Raw genomic sequence first — 26711 nt, 5'->3', positions numbered from 1 at the left:
CCCGGTCTGGGACGGCCCCCGGTCTGGGACACGACAGGTCCTCGTCGATGCGATGGGATGTCCGGGTGGAGACACTGACTGACGACACGATCGTCGACGAACAGACGATCGCGGAGCGCCTCATCCGGGCGGCCATCCGCGCCTACCGCCTGCACCCGTTCACCGAGGTCGACGCGGCGGTCGTCGCGGACATCGCCGGTGTGCCGCTCGACGCCGTCGCCCGGGCGTTCCCGACGTGGGACGCCCTGCTGCTGGTCACCTACGACGCGTGGACCGACCTCCGCGGATCGACCAGACGCCAGAAGCCGGCGACGACGATCGACTACGTCAGGATGACCCTCGCCGAGGACGTCGCCGACCCGGGTCTCGTCCGGGTCCTCGCCGGCGTGATCAACATCGCGGGCGCTGACACCACCTTCGCGGAGCTGTTCCGGAAGCGGTACGCCGAGTACGTCGGTGCGCTGACGGCGGGGTTCCAGCGTGACTTCGACGCGGGCAGCGAGGACGCGGTGGTCTCCGCCGAGCACGCGGCCACGCAGCTGCTCGCCCTGTACCAGGGACTCCAGATCCAGCTCCTCGTGCGACCGGGCCTCGACGCACTCGCCGAGTACGACCACGCGGTCCGCGCGCTCCGCGCGGGCTGGCGGCACCGTCACGTCCCGGAGTGGGACCTCGACGGTGTCCCGACGTCACCCGTCCTGCCTGCCGGCTGACGTCCTGGACGCACCCCGTGACGGACGGGAAGCACGGTGCCTGCCCGCACCGTGCCTCCTGTCTGTCGCCTGCTCGCGCTAGGCGCGCAACCAGGCGGTCCCCACGCCCGTCAGGGCGCCGTCTGCCACCGGCGCCGAGGCGAGCAGCAGCGCACCCGCGGGGAGTTCGTACGGCTCGTCTCCGAACACCGTGACGTTGGTCCAGCCGTTCGGCCGGCGGAACGCGAGCACGTCGTCGCGACCGGTGTCGAGCCACTCGAGGCGCTCCTCGGACTGCAGCTGTCCACGGAGGCCGAGCGCCTTCCGGTAGAGGTTCAGCGTGGAGTCGGGGTCGTCGTCCTCCGCCTCGACCGAGAACCCGCCGAACCACGCCGGCTGCGGCAGGTGCGAGCCACCTGAGCCGAAGCCGAACGACGACCCGTCCCTGGTCCACGGGATCGGGACGCGGCACCCGTCACGGCCGACGTCGACGCCCGGGTTCCGGAAGAACGCCGGGTCCTGACGGTCGGCGGCGGGGATGTCGCCGACCTCCTGCAGGCCGAGCTCCTCGCCCTGGTACATGTACGCCGATCCCGGCAGCGCGAGCTCCAGCAGCGTCGCCGCCTGCGCGCGCCGGAGCCCGAGCTCCTGGTCGAGTGCGTCCGGCGAGCCGCCGGCGAGCAGCCACGCGCCGCCCTGCTTCTCGGTCGCACCGTTCCGCGGCGGCAGTGCGTAGCGGGTGGCGTGCCGGACGACGTCGTGGTTCGAGAACACCCACGTGGTCGATGAGCCGGACTGCTCGGCGAGACCGAGGTTGAACTCGATGATCGACCGGAACGACGGCGCGTCGAAGTCGGCTTCGAGCAGGTCGAAGTTGAACGCCTGCCCCAGCCCGTCGGCGCTCGCGTAGCGGGCACGACGGTCGGCGGCGACCCACGCCTCGGCGACCGCGGTGCGTGCCGGGGTGTACTCGTCGAAGACCTTTCGCCACTCCGCGTAGATCTCGTGGACGTCGTCACGGTCCCAGAGCGGGTGCGTGCCGTCCTTCGGCATGGCGGAGAGTTCGGCCCAGGTCGGCAGGACCTCGCCGAGGTCCTTCGAGAGCCCGTGTGCCACGTCGATGCGGAAGCCGTCGACCCCGCGGTCGGACCAGAAGCGCAGGGTGTGCAGGAAGTCGTCCCGGACCTCCCGGTTCGCCCAGTTCAGGTCGGGCTGCTCCTTCGCGAAGCTGTGCAGGTACCACTGGCCGTCGCCCGCTGCGGTCCAGGCCGGGCCGCCGAAGATCGAGACCCAGTCGGCCGGTGGGTTCTCGGCGGCGGGACCGGTGCCGTCGCGGAACACGTAGCGGTCGCGGGCCGGGCTGCCGGCGGGCGCGGCGAGGGCCTCGCGGAACCACTCGTGCCGGTCGCTCGTGTGGTTCGGGACGATGTCGACGATCACCCGGATCCCGGCGCCGTGCAGGGCGGCCACCATCGCATCGAAGTCCTCGAGCGTGCCGAGCTTCGGGTCGACGTCGCGGTAGTCGTCCACGTCGTAGCCGCCGTCGGCGAGTGCCGACGGGTAGAAGGGGCTGAGCCAGACGGCCTCGACGCCGAGCGACGCCAGGTAGGGCACGCGCTCGGTGATGCCGGCGAGGTCGCCGATCCCGTCGCCGTTCGCGTCCGCGAAGGACCGCGGGTAGATCTGGTAGACGCTCGCCTGGCGCCACCAGGTCTCGTCGGTGGCCGTCGGGTCCTGTGCGGTCAGCACATCGGTCATGAGGGGTGGTGTCCTTTCGGTGGTGCTCGTGTCGGTCACTTGATGGCGCCCTGCGTCACACCGGACATCACCCATCGCTGGGTGAGGACGTACACGATGATGGACGGCGCCATCGCCATGAGGTACGAGGCGAACGAGACGTTGTAGTTGTTGCTGAACTGGCTCTGGAAGATCTGCTGCAGCACCGGGAGGGTCTGCAGCGCCGGATCGGCCGTGATGAGCGCCGGCATCATGTAGTCGTTCCAGGACGCCAGGAACGCGAAGATGCCGACGGTCGCGCTCATCGGTGCCAGGAGCGGGAACAGCAGCCGCCAGAACACCTGGCCCACGCTCGCGCCGTCGATGCGGGCGCTCTCCTCGAGCTCACCGGGGATCGAGCGGAGGAACGCGGTGAAGAGCAGCACGCTGAAGGACAGCTGGAACATGATGTGCAGGATCGCGACGCCGATCGGGTTGTCGAGACCGACCATGCCGGTGAGCTTGACCTGCGACAGCGCCAGGACCGGGAACGGCAGGAACATCGCGGCCAGCAGGTAGAAGAACGACCAGCGGAACAGCCGGTGCTGCCAGTTGTGCGAGATCGCGTAGGCGGCGAACGACGCAAGGAGGATCGTCCCGGTGACGGAGATCGCGGCGACGAGCACAGAGACGCCGAACGCCCGCGGGAAGTCGGTCAGCTCCCAGGCCCGGACGAACCCGTCCATGCTGAACGGTGCCGGCAGCGAGAACGCGTTGCCGTCGAGCGCCTGGCTCGTGGTCTTGAACGCCATCACGACCGTGACGTACAGCGGGACGAAGACCGTCAGCGAGCAGATCGCCAGGATGATCGTCAGCGGCCAGTTCCAGCCGCTCTTCGATCGACGGCCGCGGGCGGCGTCCGCGTCGATCGACCGCATGCTGCCGGTGCGGGTGGTGGACGGCTGGAGCGGTGCAGGGAGCGTCATGAGAAGAGGGCCTTCCCGCGGCTGAGCCGCAGCTGGACGAGCGCGAGGATGACGGTGATGACGAAGAAGATCGTCGCGTTCGCCATCTGGTAGGAGTAGTCGCCGCTGTTGAACCCGTTGAAGATCGACATCGCGACACTCGTGGTCGCGGTCCCCGGGCCTCCGGCGGTGAGACCGACGATCACGTCGTAGGCGTTGAGGAAGTTCTTGAAGCCGAGGATCAGGTTGATGACGATGTAGCCAGCGGTGAGCGGCATCGTGATCGAGACGAGCTGCCGCCACGACGACGCGCCGTCGATGGCCGCGGCCTCGTACACCTCGCCGGGGATCGCGAGGACCCCCGCGATGTAGATGAGCAGCGTGCCGGGGATCGCCTGCCACGTCGTGACCACGACGATCGCGATCCAGGCGAGGTCGGGGTTCGCGAGGATGCTCGTCTCGAGCGGCGCGATCCCGAGCGTCGTCGCGAGCTCGGGCAGGCTGTTCGAGAAGAGGAACGAGAACACGTACGCGATGACGATGCCCGAGATGACCATCGGCAGCACGAACACCGCGCGGAGGGCGACCTTGGCACGGATGCGGCTCGTCAGGGCGATCGCCAGCAGGAGCGCCAGCGCGTTCACGACGAGCACGGTGACCAGCGAGAAGCCCATCGTGAACAGGTAGGCGTGCAGGATCGCCGGGTCGGAGAAGATCGCGAGGTAGTTCGTCAGGCCGGTGAACCCGAACTCCCCGAATCCGACCGAGTCGGTGAAGCTCAGGACGATGCCCATCACGGCTGGGACCGTGATCGCCAGTGTGAAGACGACGAGCGTGGGCAGGAGGAAGGCGAGGAAGACCGGCTGGATGCGGTGCACCCGGGACCGTGCGGTTCGTGGTGCTCGGCCGCTCGCGGTGGGGGAGCCGCCCCGGTCGGGATCGGGGCTGTCGGTGGGGCTGTTCCGGCGGCTGCCGCCGGAGGACGTCGTGGCGATTGCCATGGTGATCGTCTCCTCGGTCCGAGACCGGGTCAGGCCTTCCGGCGCGCCACGCGCGCCCAGTCGGCATCGAGTGTGCGGAGCTGCGGAGCCGGGTCGCCACCGAGGGCGATGGACTGCGCGTAGTTGGCCACGGGGATCTCGGCCGGCACGAGCTGCGACGGGCCGAGGTAGAAGGCCGCGTCGTCGTAGTACTGCTGCATGCCCTTGAGTGTCGGGTTGGCGACCGGGGGCGAGTCCTTGCGGGTGCCGAACCCGTTGTTGTCCGCGTTGTACTTGTCCGCGACGTCGGGGGACATCAGGAAGCGGAGGAACTCGCGCGCTGCTTCCTGCTTCTTCGACGCCTTCGGGATCCAGAGCGCCAGGTCGACGTTGACCCGGACCTTCAGGTCGGCAGGGTCGTCGGTCGCGGGCATCGGGAACGTGCCGAGGTCCATGTCCGGGTTCGTCTTCGCGATCTCGATGAGCGCCCACGGACCCTGCAGGTACATCGCCGACTCGCCCTTCGCGAACGCGAGGTTGCCGTCGCCGTACGCACGGCTCGCGGCGTTCTTGTTCGACCACTTCGCGAGCTGCGCCATCCGGTCCATCGGCGGTGCGAAGTCCTTCGAGAACGACACGGGGGACGACGGCGTGAGCGACGTGCCCTCCTTCTCGAGCGCCGAGAAGGTCTTCCCGACGTCGAGCATGCCGCCGATCGAGTAGTCGAACATCCCCTGGGCGAGCGTCCACGTGTCCTTGTAGGTGTTGTAGAACGGCGTGACGTCGGCGGCGAGGAGCTTCTCGCAGACCGCCTCCAGCTCGGACCAGGTGGTCGGGATCTCGATGCCCTGCTGGGCGAAGATCTCCTTGTTGTAGATCACCGACGCGGCGGTGACCGAGTACGGCAGCGCGTTCCGCTCGCCCGGGTAGGACGCCGTCTGTTCCATGAGTGTCCAGAGGTCCGGGTTGATGGCCTTGGCCTCGTCCATGTCGGACAGGTCGGTCAAGGCGCCGTGCTCGACGAACGACACCATCGCGTAGTTGTAGTTCAGGCAGCCGAGGTCCGGCGGCGAGCTCCGCACGAAGTCGGCCGGCAGCGACGACGTCGAGTCACGGATGACCCGGATCTTCGACTGGCTGTCGTGGAACTTCGCGATGACGTCGTCGAAGTAGCCGATGACCTCGGGCTTCGAGACGTAGAACGTGATCGTCTCCCGACCGGAACCCGACGAGGCGGGAGCGCACCCGGCGAGGGCCAGGCTCGCGCCGACTGCGCCGGTGCCGAGGAGGAAGGACCGACGACTGAGCGCCGATCGGCTCAGCGGTGAAGCGGTTCGTGCGTGCACGTGAACTCCGTCCGACGGGTCTCGGCGCCCTTGCCGTCCCGTCCCCCCGACTGCTCCGATGCGGTCGGTGCACATAATCTAGCGAGAATATTTAGGAAAGCAAGGAACTCGTGACGCGGTATCTTCAGCCAGTGACCATGCTCCCCGACCTGCTGCGACGCTCGAGCCTCGAGACGGTGCTCGACGTGGCGTTCGCCGAGCAGGCGTTCACCGCGAGCACGGTGATGGCACGGACCGGGCACACGCGGTCGACCGTGCTGACGGCGTGCGACGAGCTCGTCCGGCTCGGGTGGATCGCGGAGCTCGACGACGCCAGGGCCGCGGGGGAGTACCGGATGGGTCGCCCGGCGAAGCGCTACGAACTACGGAGGACCGCCGGCGTGGTCGTCGGGGCCGACGTCGGGCAGTCACGCGTCGAGGCGGTCGTCGCTGACCTTCGGGGAGCCGTCCTCGCCCACGCGGAGGAGCCCGTCCGACCCGACTTCGACGACGCCGACCGTGATGCGCGTGATCGTCGCGCCGCGGTCCTCCGGTGCGTCACGCGCGCACTCGCCGACGCCGGGCACGCCGCCTCGGACGTGCTCGTCACGACGATCGGCGTCGCGGCGCCGGTCGACGCGCACGGGCGGTCCCCGAACGAGGACGACGGGTTCTGGCACCGCATGAACCCCGGCTTCGAGGACGTCCTCGCCGGTCACGGGGCGATCGTCGTCGAGAACGACGCGAACCTCGCCGCGATCGCGGAGCGTGCCAGGGGTGCTGGTGACTCGTTCGCCGCACTGCTGTCCGGGGAGCGCTTCGGCACCGGCCTCATCGTCGACGGGGTCCTGCTGCGCGGCGCACACGGCGGTGCCGGCGAGATGCGCGTCCTCGCCCTGGTCGAGGGCGTCGGGACACCGGAGGGCATCGGCGCTGCGTGCCGGACGCTCGCGGCCGAGGCACTCGCCGTCGGGCGGATCGCGCCGGGTTCGGTGCTCGCCGAGATCGCGGCACGGCGTGCGCTCGACGCCCAGGCGGTGTTCGCGGCTGCTCGGGACGGGGACGAGGTCGCCCTGCAGATCGTCGACCAGCTCGGTGAACGGCTGGCGAAGGCGACCGTCGTGCTCGCGAGCCTGCTCGACATCGAGCGCGTGTACGTCGCCGGGGCGATCGCGCAGCCGGCGGCCGCGGTCATCGCGCGCGCGAACGCCGTCCTCGGCAGCGGTGCGTTCCGTCCGGTGCCGGAGGTCGTCGCGTCCGCGCTCGGGCCCGACGTCGTCCTCATCGGGGCCGCGCAGCGTGGGCTCGACCTCGTCCGGGCGAACCCGCTGGCGTTGTCCCTGACGGGGCGGTCGGTCAGCGCGTCCTGACCTCGGCGGACGTCGGCCACCCCGGGAAGATCCGTTCCCCAGCCCGACGGGCGAGCAGGGTGACGGCGAGCAACGGCAGGCTCAGCGCCGCCAGCGAGCTCGCCCACAAGACGAACGCACCGTGGAACACGAGTGGGGTCACGGCCATGACGGCGATCCACGTGAGCGCCGCCCAGCCGCGAGCGGGGTGTCCGATCGCCCACCGCGTGTCCCGCGAGCTCAGGGCGATCGCCACGATCATGAGCGAGCTGATCGGCCCGGGGGACTCGGAGAGCGCGATGTCGTCGACAGTCGACCGCAGGATGCCGAACCCGATCACGAGCACCGCGAACGACACCGTGACCGTCCGGGCGACGGCGAGTGCGACCAGGGTGCCCGCGCCGACGTCCTGCCGTTCGCGGGTGCTCGTGTCGATCACGACCGCACGATAGCGCTCGGCGGACGGTGTGGGAATCGCGAGTGCCGTGAGATCACCGGGCCCGCCGCCAGGAGAGGATCTGCCGGACCGTCACCTTCGACCCGTACTGCGCGACCGAGTGCCGGAACAGGTACTGCGCGAACCACAGCAGCAGCCCCGCGACGACGAACACCTCGACGATGCAGACCACCGACTCGAGCGGCGACAGCGACCCGACGGCGTTCCGGACCATCGCGGTGATCGGGGTGAACGTCGGGAAGTACGTGAAGACCGCGACGACGGGCGACGAGGGGCTCGTCATCACGAAGAACGCCGCGTAGATCGGGATGATCAGCGAGAAGATCGCCGCGGACTGCAGCGCCGAGGCGTCCTTGATCGTCGGGACGGCGGCACCGACGGCGACGAACAGCGCCGACGCGAGCAGCACCCCGCCGACGAGCAGCAGGGCGCCGACCACCATCCGCCACGGATCGACGACCACGTGCCCGACCCGGCTCGCGACCAGCGGGATGACGACGACGAGCGACAGCAGCCCCGGCACCAGGAACACCCCGATCTGCACGAGGCCGACGAGCAGCATCGCGATGACCTTGCCACGGATGAGGTCCCCAGCCGTCACCGTCGTCAGGATCATCTCGGAGATCCGGTTCTCCTTCTCCTCGACGACCACGGTGACCATGCGCGCGGCGAGCAGCAGCACGAGCCCGAAGAACGCCGCCAGGTAGACCATCGGCGGCAGGATCGACAGCCACCCCGGCGCGACCTTCCCGTCGGCGTAGGCCGTGACGTCCGCTGCGGGCGGCGACCGCAGGATGTGCACCGCCTCCGCGTCGTCCACGTTCGCCGCGACGCTCTGTTCGAGCACCCGCTCGGCGAGCGACGAGTACCCGCCGTTCTCGAAGAGCCCCTTGTCCTTGGCGGTGACCTCGATCGGGTCCTCGGACGGGGACTCCGGGAACACGACGAGCGCGTCGAGCCGTCCGGCGACGACGTCGGCACGGTCGGCAGCCTCGTCCGTGGACGGCGTCCCACCCCAGCGCGCCGCCACGGACTCGGAGACGAGCCCGGAGCGGTCGACGTAGTGGAACGGCGTCCTCTCGGCGGACGAGCTCGACACGACCGAGTTCGTCCCCGCCGCCTGCCCGACCCCGACGAGCAGGGACACCACCACGATGACGAAGGGCAGCGCGAGGGTGCCGATCCAGAACGCGGGCTTCTTCACCGCGCGGACGAACTCGAACCGGATGACGGTTCCCAGACGGCTCATCGCGTTCCCCCTGCAGCGCGTTCGTCCGCGCCGGCGTCGTGGCCGTACACCTGCACGAAGATCTCGTCGAGCGGGATCCTCCGCATCTCGAAGCCCGTGACGTGCACGCCGGCTCCGACGAGCGACGACAGGATGTCCGACCCGTCCGTGGCTGCCGAGGACGACGGCACCAGGTACGCGACGTGGCCCTCGTGCCGTGCGAGCTTGTAGAGCGGCGACGTCGGCACCGCTCCGTCGAGCGACACCTTCGCGACGGCGCCCCCGAAGGCGTCCTGCACCTCGGGGATCGTGCCGTACGCGGCCGCGGTGCCGTCCTTCAGGAGCAGGATCCGGTCGCAGAGCCGTTCGACCTCGTCCATGTGGTGCGTGACCAGGATCACGGTGGCGCCGTCGGCCTTCCGCTCGTCGACCAGGTCGAGCAGGAGCCTGCGGTTCACCGGGTCGAGGCCCTTGGTCGGCTCGTCGAGGATGAGCAGCCGCGGACGGTCCATGATCGTGATCCCGAGCTGGACCTTCTGCTGCTGGCCGCCGGAGAGCTTGTCGATCCGGAGCTTCGCCTTGTCCGCGAGCCCGACCCGCGCCAGGTACTCCATCGACCACGCGGTGGACGCCGAGCGTGCCATGCCACGGAGTGCCGCGAAGTACGTCATCACGTCGATGACGGACTCCTTCCGGTACAGCCCACGCTCCTCGGGCAGGTACCCGATGCCGCCGGTCGCCGGCCGGTACTGCCGTCCGTCGATCGTCAGGGTGCCCGCGGACGGCGACGTGATGCCGAGCAGTGCCCTGATCGTCGTCGTCTTGCCGGAACCGTTGCTGCCGAGGAGCCCGAAGGTCTCCCCGGGTGCGACGTCGAACGACAACCCGTCCACGACGGTACGGTCCCCGAAGCGCATGACGAAGTCCTGCACGCTGATGCTCGCCCCGGCCATGCAGCCCCCTTCTCGTGCCGCCGACCCTACCGGGAGGCGATGTGCCCCGACCTCACAGCAGCACGCTGCCCGGTGCGGGCATCTTGGACTGGATCGAGGGAGACCCATGGAACGCTTCCGGAAGTCGTCGCTGCCGGTGCTGCTGCCCGTCCTGTTCGTCCTGCTCGCGGTGCTGTGGTTCGGCATCCAGTTCGTCACGCGGCCCGCGCGCCAAGACGTCGGTGCCTTCGTGATCGGGTCCGTCGTGTACGCGGGCCTCATGACCGCCTTCTTCGGGATCGGCATCGCGCGGACGCGACGTCGTGCCGGCGGAGCGGACGAGGTGAGCCGGATCCGTCGTGCCGTCAAGACCGGCGTGGTGCCCCCCGGCGTCGACCCGGCGACCTGGACACCCGAGCTGGAGCGGGCCCGACGTCAGTACCGCCGCAACCGGTGGTTCGGGCCAGTGGTCTTCGTGCTCGCCACCGCGCTCGGAGTCTGGCTCGCTGTGACGGACGGGCCGGTCTGGTGGGTGTTCGTCGCCCTGTTCGTGGGGTTCCTGGCCGTGAGCCTCGTCGACACCCAACGGAGCCTGCGCCGGCTCACGCCGATGCTCGAGGACCTCCGGCAGCGGCCACAGCGGGCGGCGGACGGCCCGGCGCCGACGCCCGGCGCGACGTGGACGCTGCCGGACGCCCCCAGCTAGGGGCGAGCGACCGGCGCCAGGCGCGCGAGCTGCGTGACGTGACCTGGTTCGAGCTCGTCGAGCGACGTGACCCCGAGCAACCGCATGGTGCGCTCGATCTGCTCGGACAGGATCTGGATCATCCGGTCGACCCCGGCCTCGCCCCCGGCCATCAGCCCGTAGAGGTACGCCCGACCGACCATCGTGAACTTCGCCCCGAGCGCGGCGGCCGCGACGATGTCCGCGCCGGACATGATGCCCGTGTCGAGGTGCACCTCGGTGTCGTTCCCGACCTCCTTGACCACCGAGGGCAGCAAGTGGAACGGGATCGGGGCACGGTCGAGCTGGCGTCCGCCGTGGTTCGACAGGGTGATCCCGTCGACGCCCATGGACGCCAGGCGCTTCGCGTCCGCCAGGGACTGCACGCCCTTGACGACGACCTTGCCCTTCCACTGGTCGCGGATCCACGCCAGGTCCTCGTAGGTGACGGTCGGGTCGAACATGTGGTCGAGGAGCTCCCCGACGGTGCCGGACCAGCGGTCGAGGGACGCGAACGCCAGGGGCTCGGTCGTGAGGAAGTCGAACCACCACCACGGCCGCGGGATCGCGTTGACCACCGTGCGAGCGCTCAGCTGCGGCGGGATCGAGAACCCGTTGCGCTTGTCCCGGAGCCGCGCACCCGCGACGGGGACGTCCACGGTGACGAGCAGCGTGTCGAACCCGGCCTTCTCGGCGCGGGACACCAGCGCCATCGACTTCTCGCGGTCCTTCCACATGTACAGCTGGAACCAGTTGCGCCCGTGGGGGTTGGCGTCGCGGACGTCCTCGATCGCGGTGGTGCCCATCGTGGACAGCGAGAACGGGATCCCGGCGCGTCCGGCGGCCCTGGCCCCCGCGCGCTCGCCCTCGGTCTGCATCATCCGGGTGAACCCCGTCGGTGCGATGCCGAACGGGTACGACACCGGGGCGCCGAGCACCTCGCGCGCCGTCGACACGGTGGAGACATCCCGGAGGATTGACGGCGTGAACTCGATGTCCTCGAACGCCTGCCGTGCCCGCGCCAGCGAGATCTCGGCCTCGGCGGCACCCTCCGTGTAGTCGAACGCGGCACGAGGGGTCCGGCGGGCGGCGATGTCCCGGAGGTCCCAGATCGTCAGCGCCTGCTCCAGCCGACGCCGCCGGGCGTTGAGGTCGGGCTTCTTGAACTGCATCAGGGGCGCCAGGTCGTGCACGGTCGGCAGCTGCCGCCGCATCCTGGTCCGCGCCGACGACGCGGCTCCCGCGGTCGGTGCCGGTGCGCCCGTCGCCGGGTCGACACGTCGCTGGTCATCGGTCGAGGTCATACAGACATCCTACGTCTCGGGGTGGATGGGGTGGTGGTTCGTTCCGTCGTCGGGGTGTACCGGACGGGTTCGACCGTGCGCGCGACCACGGTTCGCAGTGCCTCGAGGGACGCGCCGTCGAGGCCGGCAAGCCCGGCAGCCCGGGCCTGCACCAGGATGTTGCCGAGTGCGGTCGCCTCGACCGGACCCGCCAGGACCGGTAGTCCGGTCCGATCGGCCGTCAGCTGGCACAGCAGTCGGTTCTGGGACCCGCCCCCGACGATGTGGACCTGTCGGATGTCCTTGCCGGTGATCGTGGCGATCGTCGCCAGCGTCGCGGCGTAGGCAGCGGCCAACGACTCCAGGATCGACCGGACGAACTCCGCCCGCGTCGCGGGTGCCGAGCGTCCGTGCTCGGCGCACCAGGAGGCGATGCGGGCGGGCATGTCGCCAGGCGGCGTGAACGACTCGTCCGCGACGTCGAAGAGGGGAACCGGGGCGGTGACGGCCGCTGCGGAGGCGAGCAGGGCCTCCAGGTCGATCCGGTCGCCACCACGTTCCCAGGTCCGGACGCTCTCGGAGAGCAACCACAGTCCTGACACGTTCTTGAGGAACCGGACCCGGCCGTCCACACCACCCTCGTTGGTGCAGTTCGCGTCGCGGGCCGCGTCCGACAGGACGGGGGCCTCGAGCTCGACGCCGACGAGCGACCACGTGCCGCTCGAGATGTAGGCGAAGTCGCCGGTCGTCGCGGGGACCGCGACCACGGCCGAGGCCGTGTCGTGCGACCCGACCAGCGTGATCGGTGCGCTGCCGCCGACCAGGTCGGCGACGGCCGGCAGCAGGGGACCGAGTCGGTCTCCCGGGTCGCGGAGCGTTGGCAGCAGTCCGGACGGGAGGCCCGCGGCAGCCCGCAGCGCCGGGTCCCACCCACGGGTGGTCGCGTTGAGTGCCCCGGTCGTCGAGGCGTTGGTCCGCTCGGCCGCCTCGACGCCGGTGAGCCAGTAGCCGAGCAGGTCCGGGACGAGCAGGGCGCGATCGGCGAGGTGCAGCGTCGGGTCCGCCGCCCACTGGAACAGCGTGTTGAAGGGGAGGTGCTGCAGCCCGTTCCTGCTGTACAGCTCGGCGGCGTCGAGCCGTGCGTGCACCTGGGCGACGCCGTGCTCGTGCCGGTCGTCCCGGTAGTGGGACGGCAGGCCGAGCAGGCGCCCGTCGCGGAGGAGCCCGTAGTCGACCGCCCAGGAGTCGATCCCGATGCTGGCGAGGTCGGGATGCCGCCCGAACGCGTCCCGGAGTCCGTCCGTCACGTTCCGGTACAGCTCGACGACGTCCCAGTGCAGGGCCTCGCGATCGTGCTCGTGGAGCGCGACCGGGCCGTTCGGGAACCGGGAGACGTGCTCCATCCGCACGCCGTCGGTGTCGACGTGCCCGACGACGACCCGGCCACTCGTGGCGCCGAGGTCGACCGCGGCGACGCTGCCGCTGGTGTGCATGCTGCTGCCTCTCGTCTCAGCGCAGGAACGCCGCGGCGACGCCGGCGTCGACCGGCACGTGCAGTCCGGTGGTGTGCGAGAAGTCGTCCGTGCAGATGGCGTAGACGGCGTTCGCCACGTTCTCCGGCACGACCTCGCGCTTCAGGATCGTGCGCTGGGCATAGAACTTCCCGAGGTCTTGCTCGTCGATGCCGTACGTCTTCGCGCGGTTCGCACCCCAGCCGGACGCGAAGATGCCCGAGCCGCGGACGACGCCGTCCGGGTTGATGCCGTTCACCCGGACGCCGTGTTCGCCGAGCTCGGCCGCCAGCAGCCGCACCTGGTGGGCCTGGTCGGCCTTCGTGGCGGAGTAGGCGATGTTGTTCGGGCCGGCGAACACCGAGTTCTTGCTCGAGATGTACACGATGTCGCCGCCGAGGCCCTGCTCGATGAGGACCTTCGCCGCGGCCTTCGACACCAGGAACGAGCCCTTCGCCATGACGTCGTGCTGGAGGTCCCAGTCCTGCTCGGTGGTCTCGAGCAGCGACTTGCTCAGGCTCAGCCCGGCGTTGTTGACGACGAGGTCGAGGCCGCCGAAGTGCAGGAGGGTCTCCTGGACGGCGCGCGCGATGTCCTCGGCGGAGGTCACGTTCGCCGCGACGCCGATCGCCCGGTCGGTGTCCCCGATCTCGGCGGCGGCCTCCTGCGCCTTCGTCTCGTCGAGGTCGGCGATGACGACCGCGGCGCCCTCCGATGCCAGTCGCTTCGCGATCGCCTTGCCGATGCCGGACGCGGCCCCGGTGACGAGGGCGATGCGGGTCGCGAGCTTCTTCGGGGCGGGCATCCGCTGGAGCTTGGCTTCTTCGAGGGCCCAGTACTCGATGCGGAACTTCTCGGCCTCGTCGATCGGGGCGTAGGTGGAGAGTGCTTCGGCGCCGCGCATGACGTTGATCGCGTTGACGTAGAACTCGCCGGCGACGCGGGCGGTCTGGGCGTCCTTGCCGTACGAGAACATGCCGACGCCGGGCACGAGCACGATGAGCGGGTCGGCGCCGCGGATCGCGGGGGACTCGGGCGTCGCGTGCCGGTCGTAGTACGCCTGGTAGTCCTCGCGGTAGGACGCGTGCAGCTCGTGCAGGCGTGCGATCTGCTCCTCGACGGTGGCCGTCGCGGGCAGGTCGAGGACGAGCGGCTGCACCTTGGTGCGGAGGAAGTGGTCCGGGCAGCTGGTGCCGAGCGCCGCGAGTTCCGGCGCCTTCTCGCTCGCGAGGAAGTCGAGCACCACGTCGCTGTCGGTGACGTGCCCCACGACCGGCTTGTCGTGCCCCGCGATCCCACGGATCGTCGGGACGAGGGCGGCGGCGCGGGCTCGTCGTTCGTCGGAGGCGAGCGCCTCGAAGCCCGGGCGGACGGGGCCGAACGGGTCGGGCTTGCCGTTCGCAGCGATGTACTGCTCGGCCGTGTCGATGATCCAGCGGGAGTTCGCCTCGGCCTCGTCGCTGGTGGCCCCCCACGCGGTGATGCCGTGCCCGCCGAGGATCGTGCCGATCGCCTCGGGGTGGTCCCGCTTGATCGCGGCGATGTCGAGGCCGAGCTGGAACCCGGGTCGGCGCCACGGCACCCACACGACCTTCCCGCCGAAGACCCGCTCCGTCAGGGCCGGGCCGTCCGCCGCCGTCGCGAGGGCGATGCCGGCGTCCGGGTGCAGGTGGTCCACGTGCGGGGCGTCGACGAGTGCGTGCATGGCCGTGTCGATACTCGGAGCTGCTCCGCCCTTGCCGTGCAGGCAGTAGTCGAACGCGGCGACCATCTCGTCCTCGCGGTCGACGCCCGGGTAGACCTGCGCCAACGCCCGGACTCGGTCGACCCGCAGTACTGCGAGCCCGGCCGGTGTCAGGGTGCCGAGGTCGCCCCCGGATCCCTTCACCCAGAGCAGTTCCACCGGTTCGCCGGTCACCGGATCGGTCGCGGCGCCCTTCGCCGAGGTGTTGCCCCCGGCGTAGTTCGTGATCCGCGGGTCCGAGCCGAGCGCGTTGGAACGTGCGATGAGGTCGGCGACCACCTGTCCAGCGGTCGTCTGCGTTGCGGGGTCCACCCGGGCCTCCAGGTCGTTGATCGTCATCTGTCTACGCGCCCCAGCCGGCCTGGACGCCGCCGACGCGGTCCTCGGCGATCGAGCGCTGGTACCCGGAGTCCAGGTACGCGCGCATCGGGTCGGCCGGGAGGCCGCGCGATTCGCGCCAGGCGGCGAGGTCCTTCCTGACGTCGGTCTGGTACGCGTCCATGAAGATCTCGTTCGCGCCCAGGACGTCGTGCGCTTCCTGCGCCGCCGTCAGCGCCACGCGGTCCAGGAGCAGCGCGCGGGCCGTCATCTCCTGCACGTTCAGCACCGAGCGGATCTGCCCGGGGATCTTGTCCTCGATGTTGTGGCACTGGTCGAGCATGAACGCCACGTCGGGGTTGTCGTAGCCGCCGCCGCGGATGACCTCGACCAGGATGCGGAACAGCTGGAACGGGTCGGCTGCGCCCACGATGAGGTCGTCGTCGGCGTAGAAGCGCGAGTTGAAGTCGAAGCTCCCCAGTTTGCCGAGGCGCAGCAGCTGCATGACGATGAACTCGATGTTCGTGCCGGGTGCGTGGTGGCCGGTGTCGAGGCAGACCATCGCCTTGTCGCCGAGGGCGCTCGTCTGCACGTAGCTGGTGCCCCAGTCGGGGACGTCCGTGTGGTAGAACGACGGCTCGAAGAACTTGTACTCCAGGACCAGGCGCTGGTCGTTCCCGAGCCGGTCGTAGATCGTCGTCAGGCTGTCGTGGAGGCGGTCCTGGCGGGAGCGCATGTCCTCCTGCCCCGGGTAGTTCGAGCCCTCGGCGAGCCAGATCTTCAGGTCGCGGCTGCCGGTGGCGTCCATGACGTCGATGCAGCGCAGGTGGTGGTCGATCGCCTTCTGCCGGATCGTCTCGTCGACGTGGGTCAGTGCACCGAACTTGTAGTCGTCGTCCTGGAACGTGTTCGAGTTCACGGTGCCCAGGCGGACGCCGTGCTCCTCGGCGTGGCGGCGGAGGTCGGCGAAGTCGTCGACGAGGTCCCACGGGATGTGGAGTGCCACCGTGGGGGCCAGCCCCGTGTACTTGTTGACCTGGGCCGCGTCGGCGATCTTCTCGTACGGGTCTCGGGGCGTTCCTGGCGTGCTGAACACCTTGAAACGCGTGCCGGAGTTGCCGAACGCCCAGGACGGGAGCTCGATCGCCTGCCGTGCCAGTTGGTCGCCGATCGAACTGAAGCTTGCTGATGTCATCGTGTCACTTCCTCGTGGTCGATTGAATCGTTTCATAGGCTAGTCCGCGGCGACGCGTCGCGCAACCGGTGTTCCCGGCTCACTGCCGCACAGCCGGTGCGGATCGCTCCCGCACAACCGAAAGCAGTTCGCGCCGCGCGATCCCGTGGTGCGCTTTGCTTTCGGTTGTGCGGCGGCGCGGCTATGCCGCGGGCACCGCGGCCGGCGCGCGCAGCTCGTGCGTGCCGGCAGCGACGCGCTGCTCCGGGAGGCCCGGCAGGCGCACCACCGCGCTGACCCCGTCCGGCACGGTCGCCCGGACGAGCAGCTCCCCGTCGACGAGCTCCCACCGCACGGCGACGTGCCCGTGCACGGTGTCGAGCGAGGTGGACGCCCAGGTCAGGCCTCCGCCGGGCTGCGGTGCGATGAGCACGGACTCGTACCCGGGCGTCAGCGGCGCGAGACCACCCACGACCCGGTGCATCCAGTCCGCCACGGCACCGAGCGCGTAGTGGTTGAACGAGGTCATCTCGCCCGGGTTGATGGTGCCGTCCGGCAGCATCGAGTCCCAGCGCTCCCACACCGTGGTCGCCCCCATCGTCACCGGGTACAGCCACGACGGGCACTCCGTCTGCAGCAGCAGCCGGTACGCGTCGTCGAGGTGCCCCGTCTGCGTGAGCGCGTCCGTGATGAAGGGCGTGCCGGCGAAGCCCGTCGAGATCCGGTAGCCGGACTCGGCAGCGAGCTCGGCGAGCCGGTCGCCGGCCTTCGCGGTGTCCTCGTCGGACAGGATCCCGAACACGATGGCGAGCGCGTAGACGGTGGCGCAGTCGCTGCGGATCCGTCCGTCCGTCACGTAGTGCTCCCGGAACGCGGCCTGGAGGCTCGTGGCCAGTTCCTCGGCTTCGCTCGCCTCCGCCTCGTGGCCGGTCAAGCGCGCCGCCTCGGCGACGAGCGTCGCCGACCGGTAGGCGCACGCCGTGGCGACGACGCCCGGGTCGGCCTTCGCCTTCGCGGCGTCCTCCGGCGGGGCATCCGGGTCGAGCCAGTCGCCGAACTGGAACACCGTGTCCCAGAGGCCCTGGGGCGACAGGTGGTCGCGGATCCGACGGAGGTGCGCGACCATCGACGGCAGTTGTTCCTCGAGCACCGCGGTGTCGCCGTAGGCCTGGTAGAGCGTCCACGGCACCCAGACCCCGGCGTCCGACCAGATCGCGGTGGCGTCGGGCTTCCCGAAGTCCTCGGCGGGGGAGTACTTCAGCACGTCGGGCACCACGAACGGGATCACCCCGTCGGCGTGCTGCTGCTCGAGCCACACGTCGCGGAGCCAGTCGCCGAGGAACGCCCTGGTGTCGAACAGGTACGAGGCCGTCGGGGCGAACGCCGCGATGTCGCCCGTCCACCCGAGTCGCTCGTCGCGCTGCGGGCAGTCCGTCGGGACGCTGAGGAAGTTGCCCTGCATGCCCCGGACCACGTTGTCGTGGAAGGTGTTGAGCAGCTCGTGGCTCGACTCGAACGTGCCCGTGCGGGTCAGGTCGCTGCCGACCTGCACCGCGGTGAGCGCCGTCCGGAGTTCGTCCAGCGTGCCGGGCCACCCCTCGACGGCCGCGTACCGGAAGCCGTGGAAGGTGAAGCGCGGCTCGAACGTGTCCGCGCCGTCGCCGCTCAGGGTGAAGTGGTCCGTCGCCTTCGCGGTCCGGAGCGGACGGGTGCCGAGCTCGTCGTGCTCGAGCACCTCGGCGTGCCGGATCGTCAGGACCGTGCCGGCCGGGCCGGAGGCGACGACGCGGAGCCAGCCGACCAGGTTCACGCCGAAGTCGACCAGCGTCGCGCCCGACGGGCTCGTCCAGACGTCGACCGGGGCGATCTCGGCGAGCGGCCGGACCGGCGGGACGGTGTCGGTGACGAGCTCGCGGTCGCCGAGGTCGACGGTGTGGACGCCGACCGACCGACCGGGGTGTCCGTCGGTACTCGGGATCGTCGGCGTCCCCGGCTGCAGGAACGACCCGTCGCGGAGCCGGGCGTCGATGTCCTCGCCGTCGTAGAGCTGGTCGGCGGTGATCGCACTGGACAACGCCTGCCAGTCGGTGTCGGTGGCGACGGTCTGGACGTGGCCGTCCTCGAACTCGATGCGGAGCTCGGCGAACCCGGCACGTTCGTCCGTGTACCAGCCGCCGCCGCCGCCCCACGCCAGGCGTCCGGCCGCCCAGCCGTTGCCGATGACCAGGGCGAGCACGGCGGCGTCCCCGGGAGCGGTCGAGCTCAGGTGCGACAGGACGTCGTGCGACGCGACGCGGATGCGCCACTCGTAGCTCGTCCAGCCCGGTTCGAGCAGGTGGTCCGAGACTCGAGAGCCTGCGAGCCACGCCTCGACCACGCCGAGGGCGCTGACGTCGAGGGTGGCCCGGCGGACGGCACCGTGGCCGTCGTCGATGGTGAACTCCCGGCGCAGGATCGGCGCGCTGCCGAGGTCGGTGTCGCTCGCGATGAACGATGCGGTCCAGGTGGTCATGGTGTCCTTCCGGCGGCCGTCGTCGTCGACGGCCGCGTCGTTGGTCGGTGGGACTGCCGGACGGAGGCCGACCTGCCGGTGGCGGGTCGGGCCTCCAGTCCGGGTCGGGCGTCAGCCCTTGACGGCGCCGCTGGTCATGCCGGCGACGATCTGACGGTTGAAGAAGATGTAGAGGATGAGCGGGGGGATCGTGATGAGCAGGACGTCCGTGAACAGCAGGTTGAGCTGGCTGACGGACTGGCTCTGGAACGCGTACAGCGTCTGCTGCACGGTGGCGTTCTCCGAGCCGGGGAGGAAGTACAGCGGGTTCGCGAAGTCGTTGAACACGGCGACCGACTGGACGAGCACGACGGTGATGATGACGGGCTTCAGCAGCGGCAGGACGACCCCGAAGAACAGGCGGATCGGCCCGGCACCGTCGAGCACGGCGGCTTCGTCCAGCTCCTTGGGGATCGTCGCGACGAACGCCCGGAACAGCAGGATGCAGAACGACAGGCCGAAGGTGGCCTCGATGAGGATCATCCCGCCCATGGTCTTGAACAGGTTGAGGCCCTGCAGCACCCAGATCGTCGGGACGATCGCCGGCGGGACGATCAGGCCGGCGAGGACGAAGAAGTTGATGACCCCGTTCCACCGGCCGGGTCGACGCTGCAGGACGTAGCCGACCATGGCGGAGAACACGACCATGATGACCACGCTGCCCACCGTCAGCACGGCGCTGTTGACGAACGCCCGGACGATGCCGGACTCGCCGGTCTGGAACACCGCCTGCAGGTTCTGCCACAGCTGCCACTGGGTGGGCAGGGTGAAGCCGAGCTGGTTCGCCTCGGCCGGTGACTTCGCCGCCTGGAGCAGGACGAAGACGAACGGCACGAGGAAGACCACGAACGACACCACGATGGCGACGATGCCGATGATCCACTTGCGGATGGTGCCCGGGTGGCGGCGGCGCGGGGTCGTGCTGATGGCGGTCACAGTTCCGGCTCCTTCCGGTTGATGAGCCAGGAGACCGGGACCATGATCGCCGTGACGACGACGAACAACACGACGTTGCCGGCCGTCGACAGGCCGTAGAAGCCCGCCTGGTACTGCTTGTAGATCACACTCGCGATGACGTCGCTGGTGAACCCCGGTCCACCGCCGGTCATCGCCCAGATCAGGTCGAACGACCGCAGGCCGCCGATGAGCGACAGGATGATGACCGTGCCCATCGCGGGGCGGGACAGCGGCAGCGTGATGTTCCGGAAGATCGTCCAGGCGCTCGCGCCGTCGACGCGGGCGGCCTCGAAGTACTCCTGCGGGATCGCCACGATGCCGGCGATGAAGATGAGCGTCGCGATGCCCACGCCCTTCCAGATGTCCACCGCCGCCACGCTCCAGAGTGCGAGGGCCGGGTCGGTCAGCCACCCCGGTGTCGGGAGGCCGAGTCCTCCCAACACGGAGTTGATGATCCCGTGGAAGGGATCCAGCAACGCCTTGAACGTGATGCCGATGCCGATCGTCGACACGAGCACCGGGAAGAACACGACCGCCCGGAGGTACCCGCGCCCGAGCACGGGGGACGTGAGGAGCAGGGCGAGGGCGAGTCCGAGGACCACCTTCGCCGCGCTCGTCACGAACCCGTACTCGAACGTGTGGATGAAGCCCGAGACGAGCTGCGGGTCCTGGAAGAACCGGACGAAGTTGTCGAAACCGATGAAGGTCTGGTCGAACAGCGTCCAGCGGGTGAGCGAGAAGTAGAACCCGGCGAAGGTGGGAACCGCGAAGAACACGACGTAGAGCGCGATCGCGGGGATGAAGAACCACGCGGGGTAGAACGAACGCATCCGCTTGCGGGCAGGACCCGGCCCGGCCTTCGTGGTCTGCGGCGGGGCGACCGCCGTCGTGAGCGTCGCGGTCACCGACTCACCAGCCCTTCAGGCCGAGCTGCTGGGCCTGCTGCACGACGTCCTGGTCGTACTGCTTGGCGCCGACCGCTGCGGTGGAGATCCCGGAGCCGACCTGCACGCAGATCTTCTCGAGGTTCGGGCCCTTGATGGGGGAGAGGAACTCGAGCGCCGGCGTCGCCTTGCCGTCGTCGATGTACTTCTGCAGGTCGCCGAGCATCGTCGGCACGGAGTCCGGGAGCTTGCACGTCGAGATGACGTACGGGCCGCCGGGTGTCCCGGTGTCGTTCTGCACCTTGCAGCCGTCGGACGAGTTGGCGAACGCGATGAACTTCTTCGCCGCCGCGAGCTTGTCGCCCGTGGTCGTCTTCGGGATGTAGAGGCCGTTCGGCTCCCAGATCGTCAGGTTCGTGTCGTCCGCGTTCTGTGCCGGCAGGGCGAAGGCACCGATGTCGTTCACCGCGTCCGGGCTGTCCTGCTGCAGGGTCGAGATCGCGTTCGTGAGCATCGGGTACTGCGCTCCGGTGCCGTCGGCGAGCATCTTCAGGCCGTTCGCCTGCGTCGCCGACGCGAAGTCCTCGTTCAGGAGGCCCTTGTCCTTGACCTCGGCGAGGTGCTCGAAGCCGGCGAACGCCGGGTCCTTCGCGTAGGACTCCTTGTGCGCGGTGTACTTCGTCGCCCAGTCGGCCTGCTGCGCCGTGATGTTGGCGAAGTCGCCGAGTACGAAGAGCTGGCTGGTCCAGGTGTCGCCGTAGGTCTGGATGATCGGCGCGACCTTGCCGGCGTCCTTGATCTTCTCGCTGTTGCTGATGAACTCGTCCCAGGTGGTGGGGACCTTCAGGCCGAGGTCGGCGTAGACCTTCTTGTTGTACATGACGCCGCCGCCGAAGCTCGTGCCGAAGGGTGCGCCGTACATGCCCTTGTCGGTGCTGACGACCTTCGTGAACTGCTTGTCGACGTCCTTCGCCCAGCTCTGGTCGGACAGGTCGACGAGCGTGTTGTCCGGGTTGAGCGCCTGCATGAGCGACCCGGAGTTGTAGTTGAAGACGTCGTCCATCTCACCGGTGGACAACCGCGTCTTGACCAGGTTGTCGCCGTCGGTGCCCTGCGGCTTCGTGTCGACCTTCACCGTGATGTCGGGGTTGGCCTTCTCGAACGCCGCGACGAGTGCCTTCGTCGTGACGGCGGTCGCCGTGGAGTTGTCGACCAGGTAGCTGATCTGGACCTTGCCGCCGCCGCTGCCCGTGTCGGCGGAGCCGCCGGACGAACAGGCGGCGAGGCCGCCGATGAGGACCGTGGCGCCGCCGATGGCGAGCAGCCGGGTGGTCAGGGAACGTGCTGACATCCTTACCTCCTCGTAAGGCCCGGGTTGGGGAGACCCGGGTGAAACGGACCCGGACACCGCGTCGTCGTGGTGGCCGGTCGTGCTGTTTAGAACGTTTCAATCGGAATGGAACCATGCGGATTGAAGCGTGTCAATCACCGATTCTGATTCGTTACGCGCTGGCGCGCTCCAAGTTCCGTCGGGTGCGGTTCGGTGGTGCGCACGTGCCGTGCCTGCGATGCGCCTGCGTTTCGTCGAGGCGCCGCCAGGTCGTCGAAGCGCGCCGGATTCCGGCGGTGTCTCGGGCTTCTGGGGGTGCTTCGGCGCGTTGGGACCGCCGGGGCGAGGCCGTGCGCCGGGTCAGGCCTCGGTGCGGCGGGGATCCTCGGGAGTGCCACGTCGCGCGGCGGCCGCACCCTCGCGGCCGAGCGTGCTCTCACGCGGCACGAGTTCGGTGTCGAGCACGACCGTCCGGTGCACGTGCTCGTCCGGCGGGTCCAGCAGCTCCGCGAGCAGCAGGTCGACCGCCCGCGCACCCATCTCAGCGCCGTGCATCGTCACCGAGGTCAGGGGGACGGCTCCGCCCCACGCAACAGAGTTGTGGTCGCAGCCCGAGACGGGGATGTCCTCCGGTACGCGGATCCCGGCGGCGCGCAGCTCGGTGACGACGGCCATCGCGAGCAGGTCCGTCACGCCGAGGACCCCGTCTGGTCGCTCGGACGCGGGCATGCCGGCGATGCGGACCCCGGCGTCGGTGCCCCCTGGCGGGTCGATGTCGCCGGCGTCCACGTCGACGAGGCGCACCCCTGGGTGTTCGGCGATCGCGCGGAGCACGCCGGCACGACGGCGGTGCACGGGCTGGAGTTCCTGTCGTGCACTCACGAAGCCGATGCGTCGGCACCCCCGTTCGATGAGGTGCGTCGTCGCGATGTACCCGGCCCGCTCGTTGTCCACCACGACCGAGCAGGCGTCGACCTCGGCCGGCTCGTAGTTCACGTAGACGACCGGGTGACCGTGCCGGCGGGTGAGCTCGACCTGGTCACGGGACTCCTCCATCGTCGCGAGGAGGATGCCGGAGACCCGGGTGCTCTCGAGGAAGGCCAGGTGGTCGGCCTGCGCGCGCGGGTCGTTCTCGCTGCTGGCGATGAGCAGGGCGAACTCCCGTTCCCGGGCGGCGACCTGGGCGCCGTTGAGCATGTCGCTGAACAGGGAGTTCTGCAGCGACGACACGACGAGCCCGATCGACCGGCTCCTGCCGGATGCGAGTGCACGGGCGTTCCGGTTCGGCGTGTACCCGAGGTCTGCGATGGCGGCGTGGACCCTGGCCGCTGTCGCCTCTCGGACGCGCTCTGGGTGGTTCAGGACGTTCGACACCGTCGCGAGCGACACACCCGCCCGCGCGGCGACGTGGTGCACGCTCGGCGGCCCGTCGCGTCGAGGGGGCTGCACCATCCCTCGATCGTAGACCGGCGATGCGTCACCGATCGCGGACGGTGGACTGGCGGACGACCAGCTCCGGGGTGAACTCGACCCGTTCGAGCTCGACGTCCTGTCCGTGCTCGACCTGGTGCACGAGGAGCTCGATCGCCTGCCGCCCGAGGTCCTGCGCCGGCTGCCGGACGCTCGTGAGCGGCACGACGGCGGCCTCGGCGAACGCGATGTCGTCGTAGCCCACGATCGCGATCTCGTCGGGGACGGACACCGAGCCGCGCATGATGAACGCCTGCTCGAGCCCGACGGCGATGAGGTCGTTCGCCGCGAACACCGCGTCCGGCCGCTCCGACGCCGGGCGACGCTGGATCTCCTCGCCGATGCGCCGGCCCTCGAGCACGGACAGCGACGACGTCTGCAGAACCTCGAGCGAGGCGCCGGCGGCCGTGGCGGCACCGAGAGCTCCCGCGTGTCGATCAGCGACCTGCCGGATGCCGAACGGGCCGCCGACGAAGGCGATGCGCCGTCGGCCGATGTCCACGAGGTGCTCGACGGCGATCCGGCCGCCTGCCACGTCGTCGACGGACACGGAGGCGAAGTGCTCGTCGTCCGCGCGACGGTCCACGAGCACGACGGCGGTGCCTTGGTCGCGGAGTCTGACCAGCCGCTCGAGGTCGTCGCCGGCGGGGGAGATGAGCAGGCCGGCGACGCGGCGCTCCTCGAACAGGTCGATGTAGGTGCGCTCGCGCTCGGTCGACTCGTCCGAGTTGCCGATGAGGACCGCAAGACCCTTCGACATCGCGGCGTCCTCCGCACCGCGGGCGACGTCGGTGAAGAACGGGTTGCCGCCGTCCAGCACGACGAGCCCGACGGTGGAGCTGCGACCCGCGCGGAGTTGGCGTGCCGAGTCGTTCCGCACGAACCCGAGCTCGGCGATGGCGTTCTGCACGCGCTCGACCGTCGAGGGGGCCACCTTCTCGGGTCGGTTCAACACGTTGGAGACCGTGCCGAGCGACACGCCCGCGAGAGCCGCGACCTCCCGAACGCTCACCGTCATGCGGTCATCCTGGCATCCCGATCGTCGTTCGCGGTCGTGTGGGGCGTGGTGTCGCGGTCGCGCGCCGCGTGAAAGCGCCCAGAACGCCCGCGATGGGAAGCGGGTTCGCGCGTTGGAGGTCGGAAATCCCGGCCTCCTACGCGCGATTCGACCTCCTACGCGCGAAACGACATGCAACGCGCGAAACGACACCCGACGCGGAACGACACCCTACGCGCGGAACGGCCCCACTTGCAGGACCCCGATCACCGGGCGTATCTTCTTCGCTGCACCGTTGAAACGATTCACCGACGAACACGCACGAACGGAGGACCAATGGCGGTCCGTATCGGAGCCAGCAACACGACCGGCTGGAAGGCCACCATCTCGGTGGCCATGTCGAACTACATCGAGTCGGGCTCGATCATCGCGATCGCGACGAGCCTGGCGTTCTGGCAGGCCCAGTTCCACATCGGCGACCTCGGCGTCGGCCTGCTCGCGAGCCTCTCCTCGAACGCGTTCGGCGCTGCCATCGGCGCCGCGATCGGTGGCCCCCTGTGCGACCGCTACGGCCGGAAGTTCATCTACACGTACGACCTGCTGCTGTACATGCTCGGGGTCGTCCTCGCGGTGTTCGCCGGCAACTACGGCATGCTCCTCACGGGCTTCATCCTGTGCGGCATCGCGGTCGGTGCCGGTGTCCCCGCCAGCTGGACCTACATCGCCGAACAGGCACCGGCTGGCAGGCGTGCCGCACACGTCGGCACCGCGCAGCTCGCGTGGTCGATCGGCCCGATGGTCGGCTTCGCGCTGGCGATCGCCGCTGCCCCGCTCGGACTCCTCGGCAGCCGGCTCATCTTCGCGCACCTGTTCGTCGTCGCCGCGGTGGTGTGGTGGCTCCGCCGTGGGCTGCCGGAGTCGAACATCTGGAAGGACGAGCGCGCAGCAACCGGCACGGTGAGCTTCTTCCACGGCGTCGGCCAGCTGTTCTCGAAGAAGATCAACCTCGTCGCGATGCTGTTCCTGTTCGGCGTCTACGCGATGTGGAACACCGTCGCAGGACAGGCCGGCATCTTCCAACCGCGCATCTACGCCGCGACCGGGGTGACGAGCGTCATCGAGCAGGACGCCCTGCAGGTCCTCGTGTGGTTCTGCACCGTGCTCACGACGTACTTCGTGTTCATGCGGTACGGGGACCGGATCAGCAGACGGGTGCTCTTCGCGATCGGTGCCGCGCTGGCGATCGTCGTCTGGGCCGTCCTCATCTACGGCCCGGCGAACACCGGCACACTGCTCTTCTTCGCGATCGGCTGGGGCATCTCGTCCGGCATCGGCGCGCAGGCGTTCTACGGCCTCTGGACGAGCGAGCTCTTCGCCACCAGGTACCGTGCAAGCGCGCAGGGCGTGCTGTTCCTCGCCGCCCGGGTCACGGTCGGACTCCTCAGCATGTGGTTCCCCGTGCTCCTCACCGACATCGGCCTCCGCCCCCTCGGCGGGCTCATCATCGGGCTCCTCGCCGTCTCGTTCCTGGTGGGCACGATCTGGGCACCGGAGACCCGTGGGAAGTCCCTCGAGGAAATCGAGGCCGAGCGGTACGGCACGGTGACGAGCGTCACCGGCACCGTCCGAACGATCGACGAGCATGAGGAACGAGCGCGAGCGGCGCGCGAACCGGCGCGCCGCTCGCGAGGCGAGCGGACACCCAGGTGAGCGGGCCCACCGGACCGGCACCGGGCCTCCCGTCCGCCCAGCCGCACCGGACTGGAGGCTCGGATCGCGTCACGCGCGTCTGCTTCCGACTGCAGGTGGCTGCGGAGCACATGGACGCGTACCGCGAGCGGCACGCCGCGGTCTGGCCGGCGATGCTCCGGGCCATCGCGGGGGCCGGTCGACGGAACTACTCCCTGTTCCTCGACGACGACGGGCTGCTGATCGGCTACTACGAGACCGAGTCCGTCGCCGGTGCGGACGCGGCCCTCGCGGCCAGCGAGGTCGCGTCCGCGTGGGAGGCCCACATGCAGGACCTCTTCGACGGGACCACCGGTCGGGCAGACCAGACGGCGCGGATCCTGCCGGAGGTGTTCAACCTCGAGGACCAGCTCGCCGCGGCGGGGGAGTAGGTGC

General features: G+C 69.8%; 22 protein-coding genes. 5 read left to right on the top strand and 17 right to left on the bottom strand.

From position 1 onward, the window contains the following. Nucleotides 1-65 precede the first annotated feature (65 nt). Complete coding sequence (locus AAEP80_RS16815; protein ID WP_420365213.1) at nucleotides 66-713, top strand: TetR/AcrR family transcriptional regulator; 648 nt, start codon at nucleotides 66-68, stop codon at nucleotides 711-713. Between the two features lie 78 nt (nucleotides 714-791). On the opposite strand, the gene AAEP80_RS16810 is transcribed toward AAEP80_RS16815, so the two are convergent. The 4 genes from AAEP80_RS16810 to AAEP80_RS16795 are packed head-to-tail and all read right to left on the bottom strand — an operon-like array spanning nucleotide 792 to nucleotide 5699. Continuing rightward, nucleotides 792-2450, bottom strand: a complete 1659-nt coding sequence (locus AAEP80_RS16810) for a glycoside hydrolase family 13 protein (RefSeq protein ID WP_420365212.1) — start codon at nucleotides 2448-2450, stop codon at nucleotides 792-794. Between the two features lie 35 nt (nucleotides 2451-2485). Beyond that, nucleotides 2486-3346: a carbohydrate ABC transporter permease gene (locus AAEP80_RS16805; RefSeq protein ID WP_402729711.1), complete on the bottom strand. Its 861-nt coding sequence runs from the start codon at nucleotides 3344-3346 to the stop codon at nucleotides 2486-2488. 44 nt (nucleotides 3347-3390) lie between these two features. Further along, nucleotides 3391-4374, bottom strand: a complete 984-nt coding sequence (locus AAEP80_RS16800) for a carbohydrate ABC transporter permease (protein WP_281265341.1) — start codon at nucleotides 4372-4374, stop codon at nucleotides 3391-3393. A gap of 29 nt (nucleotides 4375-4403) precedes the next feature. Then, the gene (locus AAEP80_RS16795) at nucleotides 4404-5699 is read right to left on the bottom strand and encodes an extracellular solute-binding protein (RefSeq protein ID WP_420365211.1); all 1296 of its coding nucleotides are present in this window, start codon (nucleotides 5697-5699) and stop codon (nucleotides 4404-4406) included. A 137-nt stretch (nucleotides 5700-5836) separates the two neighbouring features. Here AAEP80_RS16795 and AAEP80_RS16790 point away from each other — a divergent pair, with 137 nt between their 5' ends. Continuing rightward, complete coding sequence (locus tag AAEP80_RS16790) at nucleotides 5837-7048, top strand: ROK family protein (protein WP_420366887.1); 1212 nt, start codon at nucleotides 5837-5839, stop codon at nucleotides 7046-7048. Here AAEP80_RS16790 and AAEP80_RS16785 read toward each other — a convergent pair. From AAEP80_RS16785 to AAEP80_RS16775, 3 genes are read right to left on the bottom strand one after another with little or no spacing between them, the layout of a single operon-like run. After that, nucleotides 7035-7466: a hypothetical protein gene (locus AAEP80_RS16785; RefSeq protein ID WP_420365210.1), complete on the bottom strand. Its 432-nt coding sequence runs from the start codon at nucleotides 7464-7466 to the stop codon at nucleotides 7035-7037. The genes AAEP80_RS16790 and AAEP80_RS16785 overlap by 14 nt on opposite strands. Nucleotides 7467-7518: 52 nt before the next feature. Continuing rightward, nucleotides 7519-8733 (bottom strand): ABC transporter permease, encoded by a 1215-nt coding sequence (locus tag AAEP80_RS16780; protein ID WP_420365209.1) that lies wholly within the window; start codon nucleotides 8731-8733, stop codon nucleotides 7519-7521. Then, nucleotides 8730-9665 carry an ABC transporter ATP-binding protein gene (locus AAEP80_RS16775; RefSeq protein WP_402729393.1) on the bottom strand — a complete coding sequence of 312 codons (936 nt, stop codon included), beginning with the start codon at nucleotides 9663-9665 and terminating at the stop codon, nucleotides 8730-8732. The genes AAEP80_RS16780 and AAEP80_RS16775 overlap by 4 nt, the downstream gene beginning before the upstream one ends. Nucleotides 9666-9771: 106 nt before the next feature. Between AAEP80_RS16775 and AAEP80_RS16770 the strand changes: the two genes are divergently transcribed. After that, nucleotides 9772-10350: a hypothetical protein gene (locus AAEP80_RS16770; RefSeq protein ID WP_420365208.1), complete on the top strand. Its 579-nt coding sequence runs from the start codon at nucleotides 9772-9774 to the stop codon at nucleotides 10348-10350. Here AAEP80_RS16770 and AAEP80_RS16765 read toward each other — a convergent pair. From AAEP80_RS16765 to AAEP80_RS16720, 10 genes are all read right to left on the bottom strand, one after another. Then, the gene (locus AAEP80_RS16765; RefSeq protein WP_420366886.1) at nucleotides 10347-11582 is read right to left on the bottom strand and encodes an alpha-hydroxy acid oxidase; all 1236 of its coding nucleotides are present in this window, start codon (nucleotides 11580-11582) and stop codon (nucleotides 10347-10349) included. The genes AAEP80_RS16770 and AAEP80_RS16765 overlap by 4 nt on opposite strands. A gap of 86 nt (nucleotides 11583-11668) precedes the next feature. Further along, complete coding sequence (locus AAEP80_RS16760; protein WP_420365207.1) at nucleotides 11669-13144, bottom strand: rhamnulokinase; 1476 nt, start codon at nucleotides 13142-13144, stop codon at nucleotides 11669-11671. A gap of 16 nt (nucleotides 13145-13160) precedes the next feature. Further along, nucleotides 13161-15245, bottom strand: a complete 2085-nt coding sequence (locus tag AAEP80_RS16755) for a bifunctional aldolase/short-chain dehydrogenase (RefSeq protein WP_420365206.1) — start codon at nucleotides 15243-15245, stop codon at nucleotides 13161-13163. A gap of 4 nt (nucleotides 15246-15249) precedes the next feature. Continuing rightward, nucleotides 15250-16419 (bottom strand): L-rhamnose isomerase, encoded by a 1170-nt coding sequence (rhaI, locus tag AAEP80_RS16750; RefSeq protein ID WP_420365205.1) that lies wholly within the window; start codon nucleotides 16417-16419, stop codon nucleotides 15250-15252. Between the two features lie 181 nt (nucleotides 16420-16600). Next, nucleotides 16601-18910: a family 78 glycoside hydrolase catalytic domain gene (locus AAEP80_RS16745; RefSeq protein ID WP_420365204.1), complete on the bottom strand. Its 2310-nt coding sequence runs from the start codon at nucleotides 18908-18910 to the stop codon at nucleotides 16601-16603. A gap of 111 nt (nucleotides 18911-19021) precedes the next feature. Further along, a complete protein-coding gene (locus AAEP80_RS16740; RefSeq protein ID WP_413601321.1) occupies nucleotides 19022-19885 on the bottom strand; it encodes a carbohydrate ABC transporter permease in 864 nt (287 codons plus the stop codon). After that, nucleotides 19882-20736 carry a carbohydrate ABC transporter permease gene (locus AAEP80_RS16735; RefSeq protein ID WP_413603080.1) on the bottom strand — a complete coding sequence of 285 codons (855 nt, stop codon included), beginning with the start codon at nucleotides 20734-20736 and terminating at the stop codon, nucleotides 19882-19884. The genes AAEP80_RS16740 and AAEP80_RS16735 overlap by 4 nt, the downstream gene beginning before the upstream one ends. Nucleotides 20737-20815: 79 nt before the next feature. Beyond that, nucleotides 20816-22141 carry an ABC transporter substrate-binding protein gene (locus AAEP80_RS16730; RefSeq protein WP_402729399.1) on the bottom strand — a complete coding sequence of 442 codons (1326 nt, stop codon included), beginning with the start codon at nucleotides 22139-22141 and terminating at the stop codon, nucleotides 20816-20818. Nucleotides 22142-22480: 339 nt separating this feature from the next. Next, nucleotides 22481-23572, bottom strand: coding sequence for a LacI family DNA-binding transcriptional regulator (locus tag AAEP80_RS16725; protein WP_420365203.1), 1092 nt, complete (start codon nucleotides 23570-23572; stop codon nucleotides 22481-22483). 25 nt (nucleotides 23573-23597) lie between these two features. Then, nucleotides 23598-24608: a LacI family DNA-binding transcriptional regulator gene (locus tag AAEP80_RS16720; RefSeq protein ID WP_420365202.1), complete on the bottom strand. Its 1011-nt coding sequence runs from the start codon at nucleotides 24606-24608 to the stop codon at nucleotides 23598-23600. 315 nt (nucleotides 24609-24923) lie between these two features. On the opposite strand from AAEP80_RS16720, the gene AAEP80_RS16715 reads away from it, so the two are divergent. Beyond that, nucleotides 24924-26297: an MFS transporter gene (locus tag AAEP80_RS16715; protein WP_420365201.1), complete on the top strand. Its 1374-nt coding sequence runs from the start codon at nucleotides 24924-24926 to the stop codon at nucleotides 26295-26297. Beyond that, the gene (locus AAEP80_RS16710; protein WP_420365200.1) at nucleotides 26294-26707 is read left to right on the top strand and encodes an L-rhamnose mutarotase; all 414 of its coding nucleotides are present in this window, start codon (nucleotides 26294-26296) and stop codon (nucleotides 26705-26707) included. Before AAEP80_RS16715 ends, AAEP80_RS16710 begins: the two co-directional genes overlap by 4 nt. Nucleotides 26708-26711 lie beyond the last annotated feature (4 nt).

It is taken from the genome of Curtobacterium sp. L3-7 (genome assembly GCF_048756585.1).
Lineage (GTDB): Bacteria > Actinomycetota > Actinomycetes > Actinomycetales > Microbacteriaceae > Curtobacterium.
This window is presented reverse-complemented; position numbering and strand designations above follow the sequence as displayed.